Here is a 16,818-nt window from a genome sequence, read left to right on the forward strand (position 1 = left end):
ACCCATCGGCCTACCGGCGGGAACTTACGGCGGTAGGACAAGGGACCGGGTCGTTATCGGGGCGGCAACCCCTCAGTCAGGTGCGTTTCGCACTAAGAGGTAGGGTCTGGTGCGGTTAGCGCATATCCGGCAGGCGATCGCTGATATCGTTGTTCGGTTCGGGTTTGGGCTGGGTTTCAAGCAGTTGCTCCGGTGATACCGCCGGGTAGCCTTGGGTGCCCTCGGGAATTTCGTGCGGCGCGGGAATGGGGATTTGCGGCCCCAGGAAGCGGGGTTCGCGTTTCATAAGGTACAAGTCCGACAGGGCGCCAAGGCGGGCGCCGATTTCCCGCAGCCGGACCGAGAACATATTCTTGGGCGAGGGCACGGCGAAACACTGGGCCTGGATACCCATGCGCATGGCGATAAACAGCGCCCTTTCGCAATGAAAGCGCTGGGTGATAATGGTGAAATCGTTGGTGTCGAAGACCTTGCGCGTGCGGATGATCGAATCAAGGGTACGAAAGCCGGCGTAGTCGAGCACGATGTCGCCGGCGGGCATGCCGTGGGCAATCAGGTCGCGGCGCATGGTGACCGGCTCGTTATAGCTTTGCAGCGCGTTGTCGCCGCTTAGCAGCAGATAGTTGGCCTTGCCGCTATTGTAGACGTTAAGCGCGCCCTGGATGCGATAGAGATAATACTGGTTAATGACGCCGGCGCGGTAGTATTTGGCGGTACCCAGCACCACGCCCACCTGGCGGTGGGGCAGCAGTTGCAGATCTTCATAGATATAAGGCGCGGTTTTCCAACTGATCCAGCGATCCAGTCCGAATGCCGTTAACAGCAAAACGCCCGCGATAATAATCAGGGAATATATCAGGCGCTTCCACATGCCGTAAGCCTTAACCTATCCTGCCGCAAAGTCATTGCCCAAGGCTACTTTACCTGCCCGGCCGAAGCAAGGAGCGTGGCGGCTGAATACGCCCAATGTGACAATTTGTTGAGGCGCGTCAGAACGGCGTGCGCCGGTAGTGGCGATACTGCGGATGCCAGAAATTGTGCTCGATGGCGATGGACAGCACCTCCTCCGGCGTCACCATCGCCACGCCGTGCACCTGCGCCGCCTTGCCGACTTCCATGGCGATCACTCTCGACACGCCCTGGATATCGTTGATATCCGGCAACAGCGCCCCATCGGCGCCGTTAACCAGCGGCGAACAGTCGGCCAGGGCGCGGCTGGCGGCGATAAGCATGGCTTCCGTCACCCGCGTCGCGCCCGAGGCCAGGACGCCCAGGCCGATGCCCGGAAAAATATAGGCGTTGTTGCACTGGGCGATAGTATACACCCGGTCTTTATAGCGCACCGGCGCAAACGGACTGCCGGTGGCCACCAGCGCCGCGCCGTCGGTCCAGCGAATCACGTCTTCCGGCGTGGCCTCTACCCGGGAGGTGGGATTGGACAACGGCATGACGATGGGACGCGGGCAGTGAGCGTGCATCTCGCGGATAATCTCCTCGCTGAACAGGCCAGGCTGGCCGGAAACGCCGATCAGCACCGTCGGCCTGGCGTTGCGCACCACATCCATCAGCGAAATCGTGTCGCTGTCCAGCCGCCAATCGGCAATCTGGTCGCTGTGCTGCACCAGGCGGCTCTGGAAATCCAGCAGGTTGGCCAGCTTATCGGTTAACAAGCCGAAACGGTCGACCATCAGCACCCGCGCGCGCGCCTGGTCCTCGCTCAGGCCCTCGGTGCGCATCTCCGCGACGATCTGTTCGGCGATACCGCAGCCGGCGGAGCCGGCGCCCAGGAACACCACGGTCTGATCGCGCAGACGGCTGCCGGCGGCGTGGCTGGCGGCCAGCAGGCAGCCCAGGGTTACCGCGGCGGTGCCCTGGATATCATCGTTAAAGCAGCACAGTTCGTCGCGATAGCGGTTAAGCAGGGGGGTGGCGTTTTTCTGGGCAAAATCCTCGAACTGCAACAGCACATCGGGCCAGCGGCGCTTCACCGCCTGGATAAAGGCGTCGACGAACTGATCATACTCCTCGCCGGTAATGCGCGGATGGCGCCAGCCCATATATAGGGGATCGTTAAGACGCTGGGGATTGTTGGTGCCGGCATCCAGCACCACCGGCAGGGTATAGGCCGGGCTGATGCCGCCGCAGGCGGTGTACAGCGACAGCTTGCCGATGGGAATGCCCATGCCGCCGATACCCTGATCGCCCAGGCCCAGGATGCGTTCGCCGTCGGTGACCACAATCACTTTTACATTCTGTTTGGTGGCGTTTTGCAGCATATCATCGATTTTGTCGCGGTTACCGTAGGAGATGAACAACCCCCGGGCGCGACGGTAGATATCGGAAAAATGCTCGCAGGCCTCGCCCACGGTCGGCGTGTAGATAATCGGCAGCATCTCGCTCAGATGACCGTCCAGCAGACGGTAGAACAGCGTTTCATTGGTATCCTGAATATTGCGCAGGTAGATATGCTTATCGATATCGCTGGTAAAGTCCTGATACTGCCGCCAGGCGCGTTCGGTTTGCTCCTCAATGCTCTCCACCGCTTCCGGCAGCAGGCCATGCAGGTTAAAGTTATCGCGCTCCTCAATGGTAAACGCGCTGCCTTTATTCAGTAGCGGAAATTCCAGCAGTACCGGACCCGCATGGGGGATATAGAGGGGACGCTTGCTTTCGTGTTCCAATTCCATGACTTTTCCCATCGCTTCGCAAAAGATTCCAAAAGGATAAAAGATTGTGGCGAAGGATGCATGTTTTCATTGGTAATTTGTTATTTAATGATTAACTTATAAATAATTGGATACTCCAGCCGGCCCCGATCGGCGCCGCCCGGCGGCAACGCAGCGCCGCCGTCGAAGACGTTATCGGCGGGAAAGGGGCTTATGTCAGCCAATACCTGGAGATCTCGCCGCAGCCCAGCGCCGTCAGCGTCGATCGCGTCGCGTCCCACTGCGAAAAAGGCGCGCCTTCACGTTCCAGCAGTACCGCGCGCTGCAGGGTCGCGCAGTCGGCGCCGGCCATATTCAGTAATATCAGCGCCGACTGCAGCGGCGGCAGGCTGGGATTAAACGCTGCGTTTTCCGCATAGCGGCCGGCAAAAATGCGCCCATCCGCCGTTTGCAGCGCCACCGCGCTATGCGCCTGACTATAAGGCGCGTGGCTCTGGTTGGCGGCCTGCAACGCCTGCTGTGCCAGGGGATCGTTGACGCCCTCGGCGCCTTTCCCCGGGCTGCCGGCTGCGGGCCGTCCGGACGCCGCCTGGACCGGGTCCGCGCCCTGCGCCGCGGCGTAAAGTCTATCCGCGCGCGCGCCCGGCGATTTCCCCGCCCTGGCGCCGCGCCCGTTGGGCGCCATCATGCCGTACTGATGATCCACGCCGTCCATCAGCAGGGTATGAATGGCCAGATCGCGCGGGCCGAACGCGTCGGGCAGATAATGACCCAGCGTGGCGGGCGAACGGTCGGGCAGGAAAATCATCAGGTCGGTGCCGCTGTTCAGCTCGTTCATAAACTGCCGGCAATGACCGCATGGGGTGTAGTTGACGCTGATGCCGCGCAGGCGTTTTTCACCGCGCAGCCAGGCATGATTGATGGCGCTTTGCTCGGCATGCACCGTTTGCTGCAGCGGCGCGCCGATAAATTCCATATTGGCGCCGAAATAGAGGTTGCCGCTAACGCCGCGCGCCACCGCCCCGACGTTAAACCGCGAGACCGGCGCCAGGGCGCAGGCGGCGGCCAGGGGCAGCAGCGCGAAGCATAAGGCGTCTTCGTCCATCCCGCCGGCCCGCATCAGGCTGGCGGCCTGGGCGGCACTTAGCCAGCCGCTGAAATCGGCCTGGTCCAGTTCATGCGCCAGCGCGGACCGCAGGGCCGGTGCCAGGGCGTCCAGTGAGGGGGTAAACCGTGCGTGCATAATGATTCCCTGAGCATTTATTATGGAATCATTTTAGACGTTGTAGGCTTAAATAAATATGATCAATATCTTATCGTGCGGCCTGGCGGTTGCCGGCGACGACCGGGTCAAGCACATTATCGCATCAGCCTGGACGGGTCGCCGGCGGGTGTCGGCGACGACCGGGTCAAGCAAATTATCGCATCAGCCCGGACGGATGCCGGCGCGGCGAGATCAGCCGAACGCCCGCAGCAGCAGCGGGAACAGGAACGGCGCGATAAGCGAGGTGATAATGCCGCAGATCACCAATGCCAGGGAACTGAACGCGCCTTCCTGAAAATCCATCTCGGCGCAGCGGGCGGTGCCGAGCGCATGGGACGCGGTGCCCATGGCCAAGCCCCGGGAGGCTTTGGTGGTGATACCCAGCAGCCTGAACAGCGTATGGCCGAATACCGCGCCCAGGATACCGACAAAAATCACGCATACCGCGCTGATGGCCGGAATACCGTTAATGGACTGCGCCACCGCCATGGCAATCGGCGTGGTCACCGATTTAGGCAGGATCGAGGCGGCAATCTCCGGCGTGGCGCCCATCCACAACGCGATGGCGGTGCCGCTGACCATGGCGGTAACGCTGCCGACAAAACAGATGCTGATAATGGATTTCCAGCGCGCGCGGATCTGGTGCAGCTGTTCATACAACGGGAAGGCCAACGCCACCACCGCCGGTTGCAGCAGGTCGTTGAGAATTTTACTGCCGGCAAAATAACGCGCGTAGGGAATGCCGGTGAGCAACAGCAGCGGGATAATCACCACCATGGAAATCAGCAGCGGATTGAGCAGCGCCATGCGAAATTTCGCCGCCAGCCGCCTGGCGCCAAAAAATACCGCAAGCGTAAGCGGCAGCGACCACCAGAAATTGGCTAACATTATTGATCCTCAGGGGGGCGCGGCTGGCCGGCCACCGGACGTTCACGGTGGATGTAATGCGAGCTATAGCCCACCACCACCATTACAATCAGGGTACTGATAACGCAAGACACCACCAGCGGGCCGAACTGCGACGACAGCTCGTGGTAATAGTTCATCACGCCCACGCCTATCGGCACGAACAACAACGCCATATAGCGGATCAGCAGATGACAGCCGGGCTTGAGCCATAACGGCGGCAGCAGTTGCAGACAGAGCAGGATAAACAGGATCAGCATGCCCAGGATACTGCCCGGAATGGTAATCGGCAACAGCGTGGAAAGGAAATCACCGACGAACAGGCACAGGTAAATCAAGGCAAAGGCGCGAATAAAGGCCCAGCCGTTTACGATGATATTGCGCATTATCTCAACCTTATTTCTAATCGCGTTTATCATACAATTAATTCTGACACCGTGCCACCGCTCACGGTTCGTCCGATGAAATGACCGGGCCAGCTTATCAGCTATGCCGGTAAAAATCGTGCCGTGACCAAGGCGGATTTAAATGTATGACTTATCGCACGGCAATCTCCCGGCCAAACTGTTAACAAAGTAGATTCATTTGCCGACGAAGGATCCTCGTCAGGCGTGTTTGCGATCAGAAGAGGTTTTTACTATGGCTATTCCACGTTTTTATGGTGTTATTCCGCCCGTTCCCACCCTTTTTACCGCCGATGAGCAACTCGATGAAGACAGCATGGCGAAACTGCTGGACAGTCTGATTGCCTCTGACGTCAACGGCCTGTTTTTCCTGGGAAGCGCCGGTGAGTTTGCCCATATGTCGGAAGCGTTGCGCCTGCAGACGGCGGAGTTCTGCGTTAATTACGTCAACAAGCGTAAACCGGTTTTAATCGGCATTGCCCATTCCGGTACCCGCGAGGCCATCCGTTACGGCCTGCACGCACAGAAGATTGGCGCCGATGGGGTGGTGGCGGTAAATCCGTTTTACAATCCGCTGAGCGAGGAAAATCTTTATCTGCATTATAAGCATTTGTCCGACGCGCTAAGCCTGCCGATTATCATCTATAACTTCCCGGGGCTGACCGGCCAATCGATTCCGGTGGCGGTGATCCGTCGGCTGGCGGAGACCTGCGCGAATATCGTCGGCCTTAAGGATACGGTGGATACCCTTAACCATATTCGGGAAACCATCCACGCGGTTAAACCCGTGCGTCCGGATTTTGCCGTATTTTCCGGCTATGACGAATATCTGTTCGGCACCCTGATACTCGGCGGCGACGGCTGTATTCCGGCCAGCGCGAATTTTGCCCCGCAGTTGACCTGCGGCATCTACCGGGCCTGGCAGGAACAGGATTATGCCCAGGCGGTCAAGCTGCAGCAGCGCCTGTCGTATATTCCGGAATTGTACAATTATGATTTGCCGTTCTATAACGTGGTGAAATACGCCATTAAGCTGACCGGGGTGGATATTTCGGTGAATTCGCTTTGGCCGGCGTCGCCGCTTACGGAAGAGCTGAAGGAGAAGGTAAGGAGCGCGCTGGTCAGGAGCGGGGTAATTTAAGGGGCATTGCGGTTGGTGGGACTACGGCTGGGCAGGGGGTTGAGCTTGCCTAGGGGTGTTTACTGGCATGGGAGAAGGTTTTGCCTGGGCGGGCGCGTTTATCGGCATGGGGGAAGGTTTTGCCTGGGCGGGCGCGTTTGTTGGCATGGGGGTAAGTTTTGCCTGGGCGGGCGCGTTTATTGGCATGGGGGTAGGTTTTGCCTGGGCGGGCGCGTTTGTTGGCATGGGGGTAGGTTTTGCCTGGGCGGGCGAGTTTATCGGCATGGGGAAGGTTTTGCCTGGGCGGGCGCGTTTGTTGGCATGGGGGTAGGTTTTGCCTGGGCGGGCGCGTTTGTTGGCATGGGAGAAGGTTTCGCTTGCCATGCGAGGCGGATTTTTATGCCGCACCGTGCGGGCAATCGACCCGGGGCGGGCAGTCGCCCCCGCCCCGGGACCCCGGGCTTCCGGCAGATCGTGCGCCGCTGCGCGGTTCCCGGCATCACCCATCCCGGCTTTTGGACCGCACGGGACGCGCTCCCGGCGCGGCCCTTAGCTTTCGCCGCTCCCGGCGGCTCATCCAGCCGCGATGTGCGCCGCCGGCGCACTCTATGCCGGCACCACGTCAACACCATCGCCTGTGAGTAAAATAGCTTTTTTGGGTTTCTTGCGGCATGCACTTACCGGGAAAGGTATCAGTATTCATTTTGCGCTAAAGCTTACAGTTTGATGGCTAATGGCTTAATGCTTAATGCTTACTGTTAAAACTTAAGCATAAAGTTGAATGATGAACGCCTTACTGCATGACTGCATGACTGCATGACTGCATGACTGCATGACTGCATGACTGCATGACTGCATGACTGCATGTCCAACTTTTCTCTGTGTCAGCTGCATTCCATAGCCATTGCCTCCCATAATGGTCAATCCCATCCCGGCGCAAGTCTCTATCCTAAGCAACAGCGCCGCAGCCACTTCATAAAACGCATGGCCAACAGCGACATGTGGACCGGCATAAAGCGCGCTGACGGCGCCTGTGCCCCCGGCATGAGCCGCCGGGAGCGGCGAAAGGCCCGGTGGCGCCGGGAGCGCTAACCGGGCCGGTGCATAACGGGGGAACTGGCGTCGGAAGGTATCGCGCAGCGACGCGCGATCTGCCGGGCGCGCGGAGGTCAAGGAGGCCGTCGCGGTACGGCCTCTTTGTCGCTTGCCGGCGCCCGGCAATACCTATGAACACCTCACGCATGGCAAGCGAAACCCCCTCGGGGCGACATAGATCATGCCGCAAACGCCCTCCCCAAGGCAATATAAACCATGCCGCAAACAAAACACCGCCGTCGGCGTGCTATACGCTGGCTCTAAAACCGCGCTATAGCTCTGGACCATTCAATTTGCGGCCTGCCCGCGCGGTCTGGCGGACGGATAATCACATGTTTTCTTCACTTTCCCGGCCAAAGACCGGGACGCAATCACAAAGAATGTGTTGTTACAGCGGCGCGGCGGGTGTGGTGAAACCCGCGGTGGAATAACCACAGGCTAAGCAGCGTGGCAAGTATCAAGACCATAAACAGCGAGACCGGCGGTGCATAGGTCAGGATGGCGCCGGTGAGCAGCGGATTGGCGGCGCCACCGAGATTACCCAGGTTTTGCATGCCGTAATAACTGCCTTTTAAATGCGCCGGCGCGATAAAGTCGATAAACATATATTCCACCGGGATAATAATAATCTCCCCCAGCGAAAACAGGGCAACCGCGATCATCCATAGCGGCAGGGCATTGCCCGCCAGCATAAAGCCCAGCAGGCCAATAATAAAAAACAGGCTGCCCAGTAATAGCCACGGCATCAGGGTCTCGCGGCGGATATTACGGCTGACGGCATATTGCAGAGTGATGACGATAGCGGCGTTGACCGGCAGGATAATCCCCACCACCCGATAAGCAAACACAGCGTCGAACTCCACCATCAGGTATTGCGAAATACAGCTGGCGAACTGACTGCATACCAGACTGCCGAGTGCGCCGCCCAGGGTAAAAAAAATCAGCCGCTTATCGTGGCGCAGCACGTCCAGGGTTGTGCGGAAGTTGATTTTTTCCGTTACCGCCGCCACGTTATCATCCGCCCGGGCCGGCGGGCGGCCATAGCGCGGCAGCAGCATTGCCAGGGTCAGCGTGGCCGCGGCGGCCAGGACGCCGGATAAATAAAACGGCAGCACGGCGCTGCTTTTCGCCAATAACACGCTCAGCGGCGGGCCGATGGCCCAGCCGACGTTGATCAGGGTGTAATTAGCGGAAAACGCCTTGATGCGCCGCTCAACGGTCAGCCATTCGGCAATGCTGGCCTTCAGGGTAATGGAGTACAGGCTGTACGCCGAATTAATCAGCGCCACCAGTATAATCATCGGCAACAAAGCGCCCCCGCCGAGCGGCAGCAGAAAAAACGCCAGGGCAAATACCATGATGGCGCAAATAATCAGGCGATTTTTATTAAACCGGTCTACCAGATAGCCGCCATACAGGCTAAAGATAATGCCCAGCGTCAGCCCCATACCCAGCACCAGGCCGATTTTTCCCGGCGGCATGCCGCCCTGCCTGGACAGATAGATGGCAATAAACGGCAGCGTCAGCCCGCGGCCGATGGTTAATATTAACGATGTGATTAACAACAGCCGGATAATGGGCGGGAATCCTTTCATGACCAATTTTCTCATGGTAAATAATAAGGCGTGCACCCAACCTTAATCTAAATTGCGCACCATGTGGAGTTAAATTGATAACGAAATGAAGGTATTAGGCTGCTGCCAAGCGGGGTTTTTTACACGGAAAACCTACCGGGTCGCCGCAGAGTACCGCGACCCGGTTTTACACCTTGCTTAAGGAATTATTTAACCGCCATGCCCGGCAGGGCGCCGGCGTCGGGGCTAAGCAGGAATATGTCGCTGCCGCCCGGTCCCGCCGCCATCACCATGCCCTGGGAGACGCCAAACCGCATCTTGCGCGGCGCCAGGTTGGCCACCATCACCGTCAGGCGGCCCTCCAGCGCCTGCGGATCGGGATAGGCCGCGCGGATGCCGGAAAACACCTGGCGGGTTTCGCCGCCGATATCCAACGTCAGCTTCAGCAGCTTATCCGATCCATCCACCAGCTCGGCGCGCTTGATAAGCGCAATGCGCATATCCACCTTGGCGAAATCGTCAAAGGCGATGGTCTCAAGCAGCGGCTCATCCGCCAGCGGACCGGCGACGGCGGCCTTGGCGCCGGCGGCATCTGCTTCTTCCCTGGATTCGTTAACCATATTCGCCACGTGCGCGGGATCGATACGGCTGAACAGCGCCTTGAAGGTCGTAACCCTATGGCCCGTGAGCGGCGTGTGGATGCCGTCCCAGTCAAGCCGCACGTTCAGGAACGCCTCGGCGCGTTCCGCCAGCGACGGCAGCACCGGCTTGAGATAGGTCATCAGCACGCGGAACAGATTAATGCCCATTGAGCAGATGTCCTGCAGATCCCCCTCGCGTCCCTCCGCTTTCGCCACCACCCAGGGCGCCTGCTCGTCCACATAGCGGTTGGCCAGGTCGGCCAGCGCCATGATTTCGCGGATGGCGCGCGAGGATTCACGGGCGTTGAACGCTTCGGCGATGCCGACGGCGGCATCGGTAAAGGTCTGGTACAGCGCCGGGTCGGCCAGGGTATCGGCCAGACGGCCGTCAAAGCGCTTGGCGATAAAACCGGCGTTGCGCGAGGCCAGGTTAACCACCTTATTGACGATATCGGCGTTAACCCGCTGGACGAAGTCTTCCAGGTTCAGGTCGATGTCATCAATATGCGACGACAGCTTGGCGGCGTAATAATAACGCAGGCAATCCGCGTCAAGATGCTTAAGATAGGTGCTGGCCTTAATAAAGGTACCGCGCGATTTCGACATCTTGGCGCCGTTCACCGTCACATAGCCGTGGACAAACAAATTGGTCGGCTTGCGGAAATCGCTGCCTTCAAGCATCGCCGGCCAGAACAGGCTATGGAAATAGACGATATCCTTGCCGATAAAATGATACAGCTCGGCATCGGAACCCACGCGCCAGTATTCGTTGAAATCAATGTCGCCGCGTTTGTCGCACAGGTTCTTGAACGACCCCATATAACCGATAGGCGCGTCCAGCCAGACATAGAAATACTTGCCCGGCGCATCCGGCACTTCAAAGCCGAAATAGGGGGCGTCACGGGAAATATCCCACTGCTGCAGGCCGGATTCAAACCATTCCTGCATTTTGTTGGCCACCTGCTCCTGCAGCGCGCCGGAGCGGGTCCAGGCTTTCAGCATATCGCTGAAGGCCGGCAGATCGAAGAAGAAGTGTTCCGACTCCTTCATCACAGGCGTGGCGCCGGACACCGCCGATTTAGGATCGATTAAATCGGTCGGGCTGTAGGTGGCGCCGCACACTTCGCAGTTGTCGCCGTACTGATCGGGGGATTTGCACTTCGGGCAGGTGCCCTTGACAAACCGGTCCGGCAGGAACATTTCTTTTTCCGGGTCGAACAGCTGGGAAATGGTGCGGGTCTTGATATAGCCGTTATCTTTCAGCCGATGGTAAATCAGCGTCGACAGCTCGCGGTTTTCATCACTGTGCGTCGAGTGGTAGTTATCATAGCTGACGCCGAAACCGGCAAAATCCTTCTGATGCTCCTGGTTCACTTCATCGATCATTTTTTCCGGCGCGATGCCGAGCTGCTGGGCCTTAAGCATGATCGGCGTGCCGTGCGCGTCATCGGCGCAGATGAAATAAACCTGATTGCCGCGCATTCGCTGAAAACGGACCCAAATATCTGCCTGGATATGCTCCAGCATATGGCCGAGATGAATTGAACCGTTAGCGTATGGTAACGCACAGGTTACCAATATTTTTTTCGCGACTTGAGTCATGTTGGGAATGTGCTTTTATCAGATGAAATAAAGAGTTTCGATGGTAACCGATAGCGACACCTCACGTAAACAAGCGCCGCCAGTTCTGTTATGCTATGGGCATCGGTTACCACCCCCAGAATGAGAAATTAAGGAGCCGTGATGAATCCTCCATCACCCGAACAGTCTACTCCCGAGGTGCTGCGCGCCCAGGTCGCCAAGGTGCTCGCCCGCTTCAAGCACCCCACGCTCAAACGCGGCCTGGCCGAACTCAAGGCGCTGAACCACTGCGCGCTGCTGGACGGCACGCTGCATATCGAACTTATCATGCCCTTCGCCTGGCACAGCGCCTTTGAGGAGCTGAAGGAATCCGCCAGCGCGGACCTGCTGCGCGTCACCGGGGCGCGGGCCATCGACTGGACGCTGGCCCACAATATCGCCACGCTCAAGCGGGTCAAGGATCAACCCGGGGTAAAAAACGTGCGCAACCTGATTGCCGTCAGCTCCGGCAAGGGCGGCGTCGGCAAATCCAGCACCGCGGTTAACCTGGCGCTGGCGCTGGCCGCCGAGGGCGCCCGCGTCGGCCTGCTGGACGCGGATATCTACGGCCCGTCGATTCCCGCCATGCTCGGCACCACCGAGGAACGCCCCACGTCGCCGGACGGCCAGCATATGGCCCCCATCATGGCGCACGGCCTGGCCACCAACTCCATCGGGTATATGGTAACGGAAGATAACGCCATGGTCTGGCGCGGGCCGATGGCCAGCAAGGCGCTGCTGCAACTGCTTAACGACACCCTGTGGCCGGAGCTGGATTACCTGGTGCTGGATATGCCTCCGGGCACCGGCGATATCCAGCTGACGCTGGCGCAGAATATCCCGGTCACCGGCGCGCTGGTGGTGACCACGCCGCAGGATATCGCGCTGGCCGACGCGCGCAAAGGTATCGTGATGTTTGAAAAGGTCGGCGTGCCGGTGCTCGGTATCGTGGAAAACATGAGCGTGCATATCTGCAGCCACTGCGGTCACCTGGAGGCCATCTTCGGCACCGGCGGCGCCGAAAAACTCGCCGAGCAGTACCACTGCGCGCTGCTGGGGCAACTGCCGCTGCATATCAGCCTGCGCGAAGATCTGGACCGTGGCCAGCCGACGGTGGTCAGCCGGCCGGACAGCGAGTTCACCGAGCTCTACCGCCAACTGGCGGGACAGGTGGCGGCGCAGCTGTACTGGCAGGGCGAGGTTATCCCCACCGAGATATCGTTTAAGGCATTATAAGGGCAGAATAATCCTGCTTATGTGTTATGGCCGGCACGGGGTGATAAAAATGGATGACGTGCCGGACCAACGGTTCCTGCCCTTGACGTCGCCGGTGATGCTATCTTCCTTACTTGCTCGGGTAACGGTAATGTAGTAATGTTACTACATACGCTGTGTTATGAGGGGGTGATAAGATGAGCGTAACCTACATATCAAGTCGGGAACTCAATCAAAACATTACCAAAGCAAAACGGGATGCTGTCAAAGGTCCGGTGTTTATAAAATCCCGCAACAAAATAACCCATGTTCTGCTGAGCGAAGAAGCCTACCGCAGTATCACGGGGGGGCGTAAAAGTATTCTTGACGCGCTGTCTCCCCCCGATGGTGAATCGTTCGATCTAGAAACGGAACGCGCACACATTCAAGCAAGGCCTGTTGAGTTTTAATATGTTTCTGTTAGATACCAATGTGATATCCGAGCTTTTTAAGGGGGATAAAGCTGATCCCAACGTCAGGGAATGGGCGGCAAGTAACGAACACTATGAAATGTATACTTCCGCATTAGTTATTATGGAAATTGAAAAAGGTATCTTACTAAAAGAAAGGAAAGATTTAACGCAAGCGGTCAAATTGCGGTCTTGGTTTGAGCATACAGTAATAAAAGGTTTTCATGACAGGATCCTGGCAGTTGATGCCGCTGTAGCGCTATGCTGTGCCAAAATGCATGTCCCTGACCCTAAATGTATGACAGACTCATTAATCGCAGCAACCGCCATAACGAACCGTCTTACGCTTGTTACCCGCAACACGAAAGATTTCGGATTAACCGGCGTAACGTTATTAAATCCCTGGCTGTGACGGCCAGTTGCCCCGCCGCCAGGGGCGGGGATTGATCGGGATTGTCGTTACATTCCCTTAAATTCATTGCCAGTAGCTGCCACGTTGCGCAACGCCCCAGGATTAACGCAGTTTTGAGTCACATCGCCCGCCAGCGCGGCAATCAGGTTGTCCACCGCGCAGGCCACCATGGCGTGGCGTGTTTCATGCGTTGCCGAACCGATATGCGGCAGCGCCACCACGTTGGGCAGCGCCAGGAGAGGCGAGGTGGCCGGCAGCGGCTCCTGCTCGAACACATCCAGCCCGGCGCCGCGTATCACGCCGTCTTGCAGGGCGCGTATCAGCTCCGGCTCATTGATGATTTTACCGCGCGAACCGTTAATCAGGATGGCGCCCGGCTTCATCTTGCTGATTTCGGCGTAACCGATCAATTTCTCGGTTTCCGGCAATAGCGGCAGCACCACGCAGACAAAATCCGCCTCGGCCAGCACCTGATCCAGGGTAGCGCGGCGGGCATGGAGCAGGCTCTCCGCCTGTTCGTTCACCTTATCATTGTAATACATCACCGGCATGCCGAATCCCAGATGCGCGCGTTTGGCCACCGCATACCCGATACGGCCCATGCCGAGGATGCCGATGGTCTTGCCGTTGACGTCGGTGCCGTAATATTCCTCGCCGATGCTGCGCCGCCATTCCCCGCGCTTCACCAGCTCCGCCAGCTCCACGGCGCGCCGGGCGCTGGTCAGGATCAGGGTGAAAATGGTGTCGGCGGTGGTTTCGGTCAATACGCCCGGGGTATGCATCAGGGTAATGCCCCGGCGCGTCAGTTCCGGCACGCTGAACTGATCATAGCCCACCGAAATGGTGGAAATGGCGCGCAATCCGGGCGCGGCATCAAGCAATTCGTTGCCGATGGGATGGCTGGCGCCGATCAGGCCCTGCGCATGGCGCAGGGCGGCTATGACCGCTTGCCGGTTGGCGTCGGTGATGCTGTCGAATCGGGTCAGGTTAAAAGCAGCCTGCAGCCGCGCCAGTTGATCGGCGGGAATGGTTTTATACAGGACAACGTTGGGTTTCATAACGATTCCTTTTGCAATTGGTTATCAGCCGCGCCCGGGATTGCCGGACGGAGCCGTATGTCTGTGCCCCGGACAGCTCCCGGGCACAGCGGCGCCTGCCCGGCGGCAGGGGCGCGACAGTGGGGCCGGTTTGACCCGCAGGGTGCCCTCCGGCAGCCGCACGGCGTGTCGCGCGGTCTGGTGACGTCCTTTACGCCGTCAGTGCGCCGGCGGTACTATCTGCCATGGCCCGCGCCAGCTGCCGGCGATCCGGCAATCCTTCGCTGTCGCCGATAACCTGGATGGCCAGCGCGCCGATATGGTTGCCGCGCACAATCGCCTTATCAAGCGTCAGCCCCTCCAGCAGGGCGCTAACCACGCCCACCGCAAAACCGTCGCCGGCGCCCACGGTATCCACCACGTTAACCACCCGCACCGCTGGCACCACGCCCTCAGCACCGGCGTCGGTTTTATAATACGCGCCGTCCGCGCCGGTCTTGATCACCACCGCCCGCACACCGTGCGCCAGGTAAAAATCCGCAATCGCCTCAGGACTTTCGTGGCCGGTCAGAATCAGGCCTTCCTTAATTCCCGGCAGCACATAATCCGCGCTGAACGCCAGCGCATTCAGGCGGGATACCATCTCTTCCCGCGAGCGCCATAACACCGGGCGCAGGTTGGGGTCAAAGGAGATAGTCTTGCCGCGCTGCCTCATCCACTGCGCCGCATGGGCGGCCAGCTGATAAGATTCCGGCGACAGCGCCGCCGCCACGCCGCTGAGATGCAGATGCCGGGCGCCGCCGAAGTATTGCTCATCAAAATCCGCCGTGGAGAGCCGGCTGGCGGCCGAGCCCTTACGGAAGTACTCAACGGTGGGATCGGTTCCATCCTCCGCTTTGGATTTCAGCTGAAAGCCGGTAGGGTAGGCCGCATCCAGGGTGACCGCACGGCGGTCCACCTGCTCCGCATCAAGAGTATCCAGAATAAAACGTCCGAAAGAATCGTTGCCCAGACGGCTCACCCAGCCGGATTTCAGCCCCAGGCGCGCCAGGCCGATAGCGACATTCAGTTCGGCGCCGGCCGCGCGGCGGACATATTGGCTCACCGTGTGCAATTCACCGCCGGCGGTGGCGACAAACATGGCCATCGCTTCGCCGAAGGTCACCACGTCCAGGGTCTGGTCGTAGTCAGTAGGGATAGGGTTGCTGGACATAAAAGATACTCCTCAAGACATCAATACAGGGTGGCATCCGGGCGGGCGCGGACAGGGCTAACCTGGCAGCCGGCGCGGCAAATACGCTGAGAAGAGTATGGAACCGGTTCCATCGGCGATCTATCACCTCATGATAAAAATTTGAAGCAGATCACGATTTAATTACCGGCGGGGAATTCCTGGGATGCGAACAGGCATAAACAGGGAAGAAGAATGAAACGGCGCGCCGATACCCCAGAAGGGAACGTGAAATACCCTGCCGCCGCTGCAGCGCCGGCGGGCGAGGTGGCATGAAAGCCGCATTTCATGCTGAGAACACGTGGAATAAACGGCATTGCAACAGGCCGCCCAGGGCGATGCGGCCATGGGCTTCATAGCGGATAAATGGCTTACTGCGGGGTGATCTGCACGGTATCCGGCAACGCCAGCCGCCCCTTGCCGTGCAAATCCGCGCGCGTATACACCCGCTCGATGGGCGCCACCGTCAAGGCTATCTGCTCCAGCAATCCCTGGGTCGGCGCTTTTTTCCCCTGGACGACCAGCAGCAGCGGCAGCAGCAGAACCGCGCTCAGTTGCCCGTAGGAGAGGGGGCGGATAGCGGTCCGGCGGGAATACTGCATCAGCAGGAACGAGGTACTGATGGTAAAACCCAGCGCCAGCCCGGCGATCACCTCGGAAACCGAATGGGCATGAATAATCACGCGGGAAAATCCCACGGCCAGCGCCAGCAGATAACCGAAACACACCGCCGCCAGCCGCCAGCCGCGGGAGGCGCGGCTGGTCAAAATCCAGATCATCACCGGCCAGATACTGGCGGAGAGCGCCGAATGGCCGCTGAAACCGGTAAAATCATACATTCTGCTGCCGACGCCCCAGCCCATAAAAGCCAGTTTCGATATCACGACCACGGCGCCCGCGGTAGCGAACAGCAGCAGCCACTGCAGGCTGGTGCGCCGGGTATCGGCTTTCCACAGCAGCAACATAACGATAATAACCGCGCAGGGCAGCAACAGCATGCTATCGCCAAAAAACGTCAACCAATGCCAATTCATCCAATACCGCTCGAAAGTAGATTAAAAATGCCGCTGTATATACCTTACGCAAACTTCCGGCCCCTCTCCAGCATGAATTATCTTAAAAGTGTGACATAAATCGCGGTAATCATCGGTCTAAACCGCGTAAAGCCACGTCAGATAAACGCT

15 protein-coding genes are annotated in these 16,818 nt (G+C 58.8%); 5 read left to right on the forward strand and 10 right to left on the reverse strand.

Annotated elements, in window-relative coordinates:
* Nucleotides 1-115: 115 nt before the first annotated feature.
* From sanA to ACL2XG_RS24715, 5 genes are all read right to left on the reverse strand, one after another.
* On the reverse strand, nt 116-871 hold the full coding sequence (sanA, locus tag ACL2XG_RS24695; protein ID WP_410014331.1) for an outer membrane permeability protein SanA: 756 nt from the start codon (nt 869-871) through the stop codon (nt 116-118).
* A 118-nt stretch (nt 872-989) separates the two neighbouring features.
* Nucleotides 990-2,687, reverse strand: a complete 1,698-nt coding sequence (locus tag ACL2XG_RS24700; RefSeq protein ID WP_413723266.1) for an NAD-dependent malic enzyme — start codon at nt 2,685-2,687, stop codon at nt 990-992.
* Nucleotides 2,688-2,877: 190 nt separating this feature from the next.
* Nucleotides 2,878-3,909: a cytidine deaminase gene (gene cdd / locus ACL2XG_RS24705; RefSeq protein ID WP_413723265.1), complete on the reverse strand. Its 1,032-nt coding sequence runs from the start codon at nt 3,907-3,909 to the stop codon at nt 2,878-2,880.
* Between the two features lie 213 nt (nt 3,910-4,122).
* Nucleotides 4,123-4,818, reverse strand: a complete 696-nt coding sequence (locus ACL2XG_RS24710) for a CidB/LrgB family autolysis modulator (RefSeq protein WP_410014334.1) — start codon at nt 4,816-4,818, stop codon at nt 4,123-4,125.
* Nucleotides 4,818-5,222: a CidA/LrgA family protein gene (locus tag ACL2XG_RS24715; protein ID WP_410014335.1), complete on the reverse strand. Its 405-nt coding sequence runs from the start codon at nt 5,220-5,222 to the stop codon at nt 4,818-4,820. The genes ACL2XG_RS24710 and ACL2XG_RS24715 overlap by 1 nt, the downstream gene beginning before the upstream one ends.
* 253 nt (nt 5,223-5,475) lie before the next feature.
* On the opposite strand from ACL2XG_RS24715, the gene ACL2XG_RS24720 reads away from it, so the two are divergent.
* Both ACL2XG_RS24720 and ACL2XG_RS24725 read left to right on the forward strand, forming a co-directional pair.
* Nucleotides 5,476-6,381, forward strand: coding sequence for a dihydrodipicolinate synthase family protein (locus ACL2XG_RS24720; protein WP_410014336.1), 906 nt, complete (start codon nt 5,476-5,478; stop codon nt 6,379-6,381).
* Nucleotides 6,382-6,448: 67 nt separating this feature from the next.
* Nucleotides 6,449-6,691 (forward strand): hypothetical protein, encoded by a 243-nt coding sequence (locus tag ACL2XG_RS24725; protein WP_413723264.1) that lies wholly within the window; start codon nt 6,449-6,451, stop codon nt 6,689-6,691.
* Between the two features lie 1,135 nt (nt 6,692-7,826).
* Here ACL2XG_RS24725 and ACL2XG_RS24730 read toward each other — a convergent pair.
* Together ACL2XG_RS24730 and metG are read right to left on the reverse strand one after the other, a co-directional pair.
* Nucleotides 7,827-9,050, reverse strand: coding sequence for an MFS transporter (locus ACL2XG_RS24730; protein WP_410014337.1), 1,224 nt, complete (start codon nt 9,048-9,050; stop codon nt 7,827-7,829).
* A 185-nt stretch (nt 9,051-9,235) separates the two neighbouring features.
* Complete coding sequence (gene metG, locus ACL2XG_RS24735; protein WP_413723263.1) at nt 9,236-11,272, reverse strand: methionine--tRNA ligase; 2,037 nt, start codon at nt 11,270-11,272, stop codon at nt 9,236-9,238.
* Between the two features lie 141 nt (nt 11,273-11,413).
* Here metG and apbC point away from each other — a divergent pair, with 141 nt between their 5' ends.
* The 3 genes from apbC (at nt 11,414) to ACL2XG_RS24750 (ending at nt 13,366) form a co-directional block, all read left to right on the forward strand.
* Nucleotides 11,414-12,526, forward strand: coding sequence for an iron-sulfur cluster carrier protein ApbC (gene apbC, locus ACL2XG_RS24740; RefSeq protein WP_410014339.1), 1,113 nt, complete (start codon nt 11,414-11,416; stop codon nt 12,524-12,526).
* 176 nt (nt 12,527-12,702) lie between these two features.
* Nucleotides 12,703-12,954: a type II toxin-antitoxin system Phd/YefM family antitoxin gene (locus ACL2XG_RS24745; protein ID WP_410014340.1), complete on the forward strand. Its 252-nt coding sequence runs from the start codon at nt 12,703-12,705 to the stop codon at nt 12,952-12,954.
* A 1-nt stretch (nt 12,955) separates the two neighbouring features.
* The gene (locus tag ACL2XG_RS24750) at nt 12,956-13,366 is read left to right on the forward strand and encodes a type II toxin-antitoxin system VapC family toxin (protein ID WP_410014341.1); all 411 of its coding nucleotides are present in this window, start codon (nt 12,956-12,958) and stop codon (nt 13,364-13,366) included.
* Between the two features lie 47 nt (nt 13,367-13,413).
* On the opposite strand, the gene ACL2XG_RS24755 is transcribed toward ACL2XG_RS24750, so the two are convergent.
* From ACL2XG_RS24755 to ACL2XG_RS24765, 3 genes are all read right to left on the reverse strand, one after another.
* On the reverse strand, nt 13,414-14,424 hold the full coding sequence (locus ACL2XG_RS24755) for an NAD(P)-dependent oxidoreductase (RefSeq protein WP_413723262.1): 1,011 nt from the start codon (nt 14,422-14,424) through the stop codon (nt 13,414-13,416).
* Nucleotides 14,425-14,614: 190 nt separating this feature from the next.
* The gene (locus tag ACL2XG_RS24760; RefSeq protein WP_413723261.1) at nt 14,615-15,616 is read right to left on the reverse strand and encodes a sugar kinase; all 1,002 of its coding nucleotides are present in this window, start codon (nt 15,614-15,616) and stop codon (nt 14,615-14,617) included.
* Nucleotides 15,617-16,005: 389 nt separating this feature from the next.
* Complete coding sequence (locus ACL2XG_RS24765; protein WP_413723260.1) at nt 16,006-16,668, reverse strand: phosphatase PAP2 family protein; 663 nt, start codon at nt 16,666-16,668, stop codon at nt 16,006-16,008.
* Nucleotides 16,669-16,818 lie beyond the last annotated feature (150 nt).

Origin of the sequence: Sodalis sp. RH24 (genome assembly GCF_047324145.1) — a bacterium.
Lineage (GTDB): Bacteria > Pseudomonadota > Gammaproteobacteria > Enterobacterales > Enterobacteriaceae > Acerihabitans.

Coding starts and splice junctions, on each gene's coding strand:
- sanA (WP_410014331.1), bottom strand. CDS start 871: ATGTGGAAGCGCCTGATATATTCCCTGATTATTATCGCGGGCGTTTTG.
- ACL2XG_RS24700 (WP_413723266.1), bottom strand. CDS start 2,687: ATGGAATTGGAACACGAAAGCAAGCGTCCCCTCTATATCCCCCATGCG.
- cdd (WP_413723265.1), bottom strand. CDS start 3,909: ATGCACGCACGGTTTACCCCCTCACTGGACGCCCTGGCACCGGCCCTG.
- ACL2XG_RS24710 (WP_410014334.1), bottom strand. CDS start 4,818: ATGTTAGCCAATTTCTGGTGGTCGCTGCCGCTTACGCTTGCGGTATTT.
- ACL2XG_RS24715 (WP_410014335.1), bottom strand. CDS start 5,222: ATGCGCAATATCATCGTAAACGGCTGGGCCTTTATTCGCGCCTTTGCC.
- ACL2XG_RS24720 (WP_410014336.1), top strand. CDS start 5,476: ATGGCTATTCCACGTTTTTATGGTGTTATTCCGCCCGTTCCCACCCTT.
- ACL2XG_RS24725 (WP_413723264.1), top strand. CDS start 6,449: ATGGGAGAAGGTTTTGCCTGGGCGGGCGCGTTTATCGGCATGGGGGAA.
- ACL2XG_RS24730 (WP_410014337.1), bottom strand. CDS start 9,050: ATGAAAGGATTCCCGCCCATTATCCGGCTGTTGTTAATCACATCGTTA.
- metG (WP_413723263.1), bottom strand. CDS start 11,272: ATGACTCAAGTCGCGAAAAAAATATTGGTAACCTGTGCGTTACCATAC.
- apbC (WP_410014339.1), top strand. CDS start 11,414: ATGAATCCTCCATCACCCGAACAGTCTACTCCCGAGGTGCTGCGCGCC.
- ACL2XG_RS24745 (WP_410014340.1), top strand. CDS start 12,703: ATGAGCGTAACCTACATATCAAGTCGGGAACTCAATCAAAACATTACC.
- ACL2XG_RS24750 (WP_410014341.1), top strand. CDS start 12,956: ATGTTTCTGTTAGATACCAATGTGATATCCGAGCTTTTTAAGGGGGAT.
- ACL2XG_RS24755 (WP_413723262.1), bottom strand. CDS start 14,424: ATGAAACCCAACGTTGTCCTGTATAAAACCATTCCCGCCGATCAACTG.
- ACL2XG_RS24760 (WP_413723261.1), bottom strand. CDS start 15,616: ATGTCCAGCAACCCTATCCCTACTGACTACGACCAGACCCTGGACGTG.
- ACL2XG_RS24765 (WP_413723260.1), bottom strand. CDS start 16,668: ATGAATTGGCATTGGTTGACGTTTTTTGGCGATAGCATGCTGTTGCTG.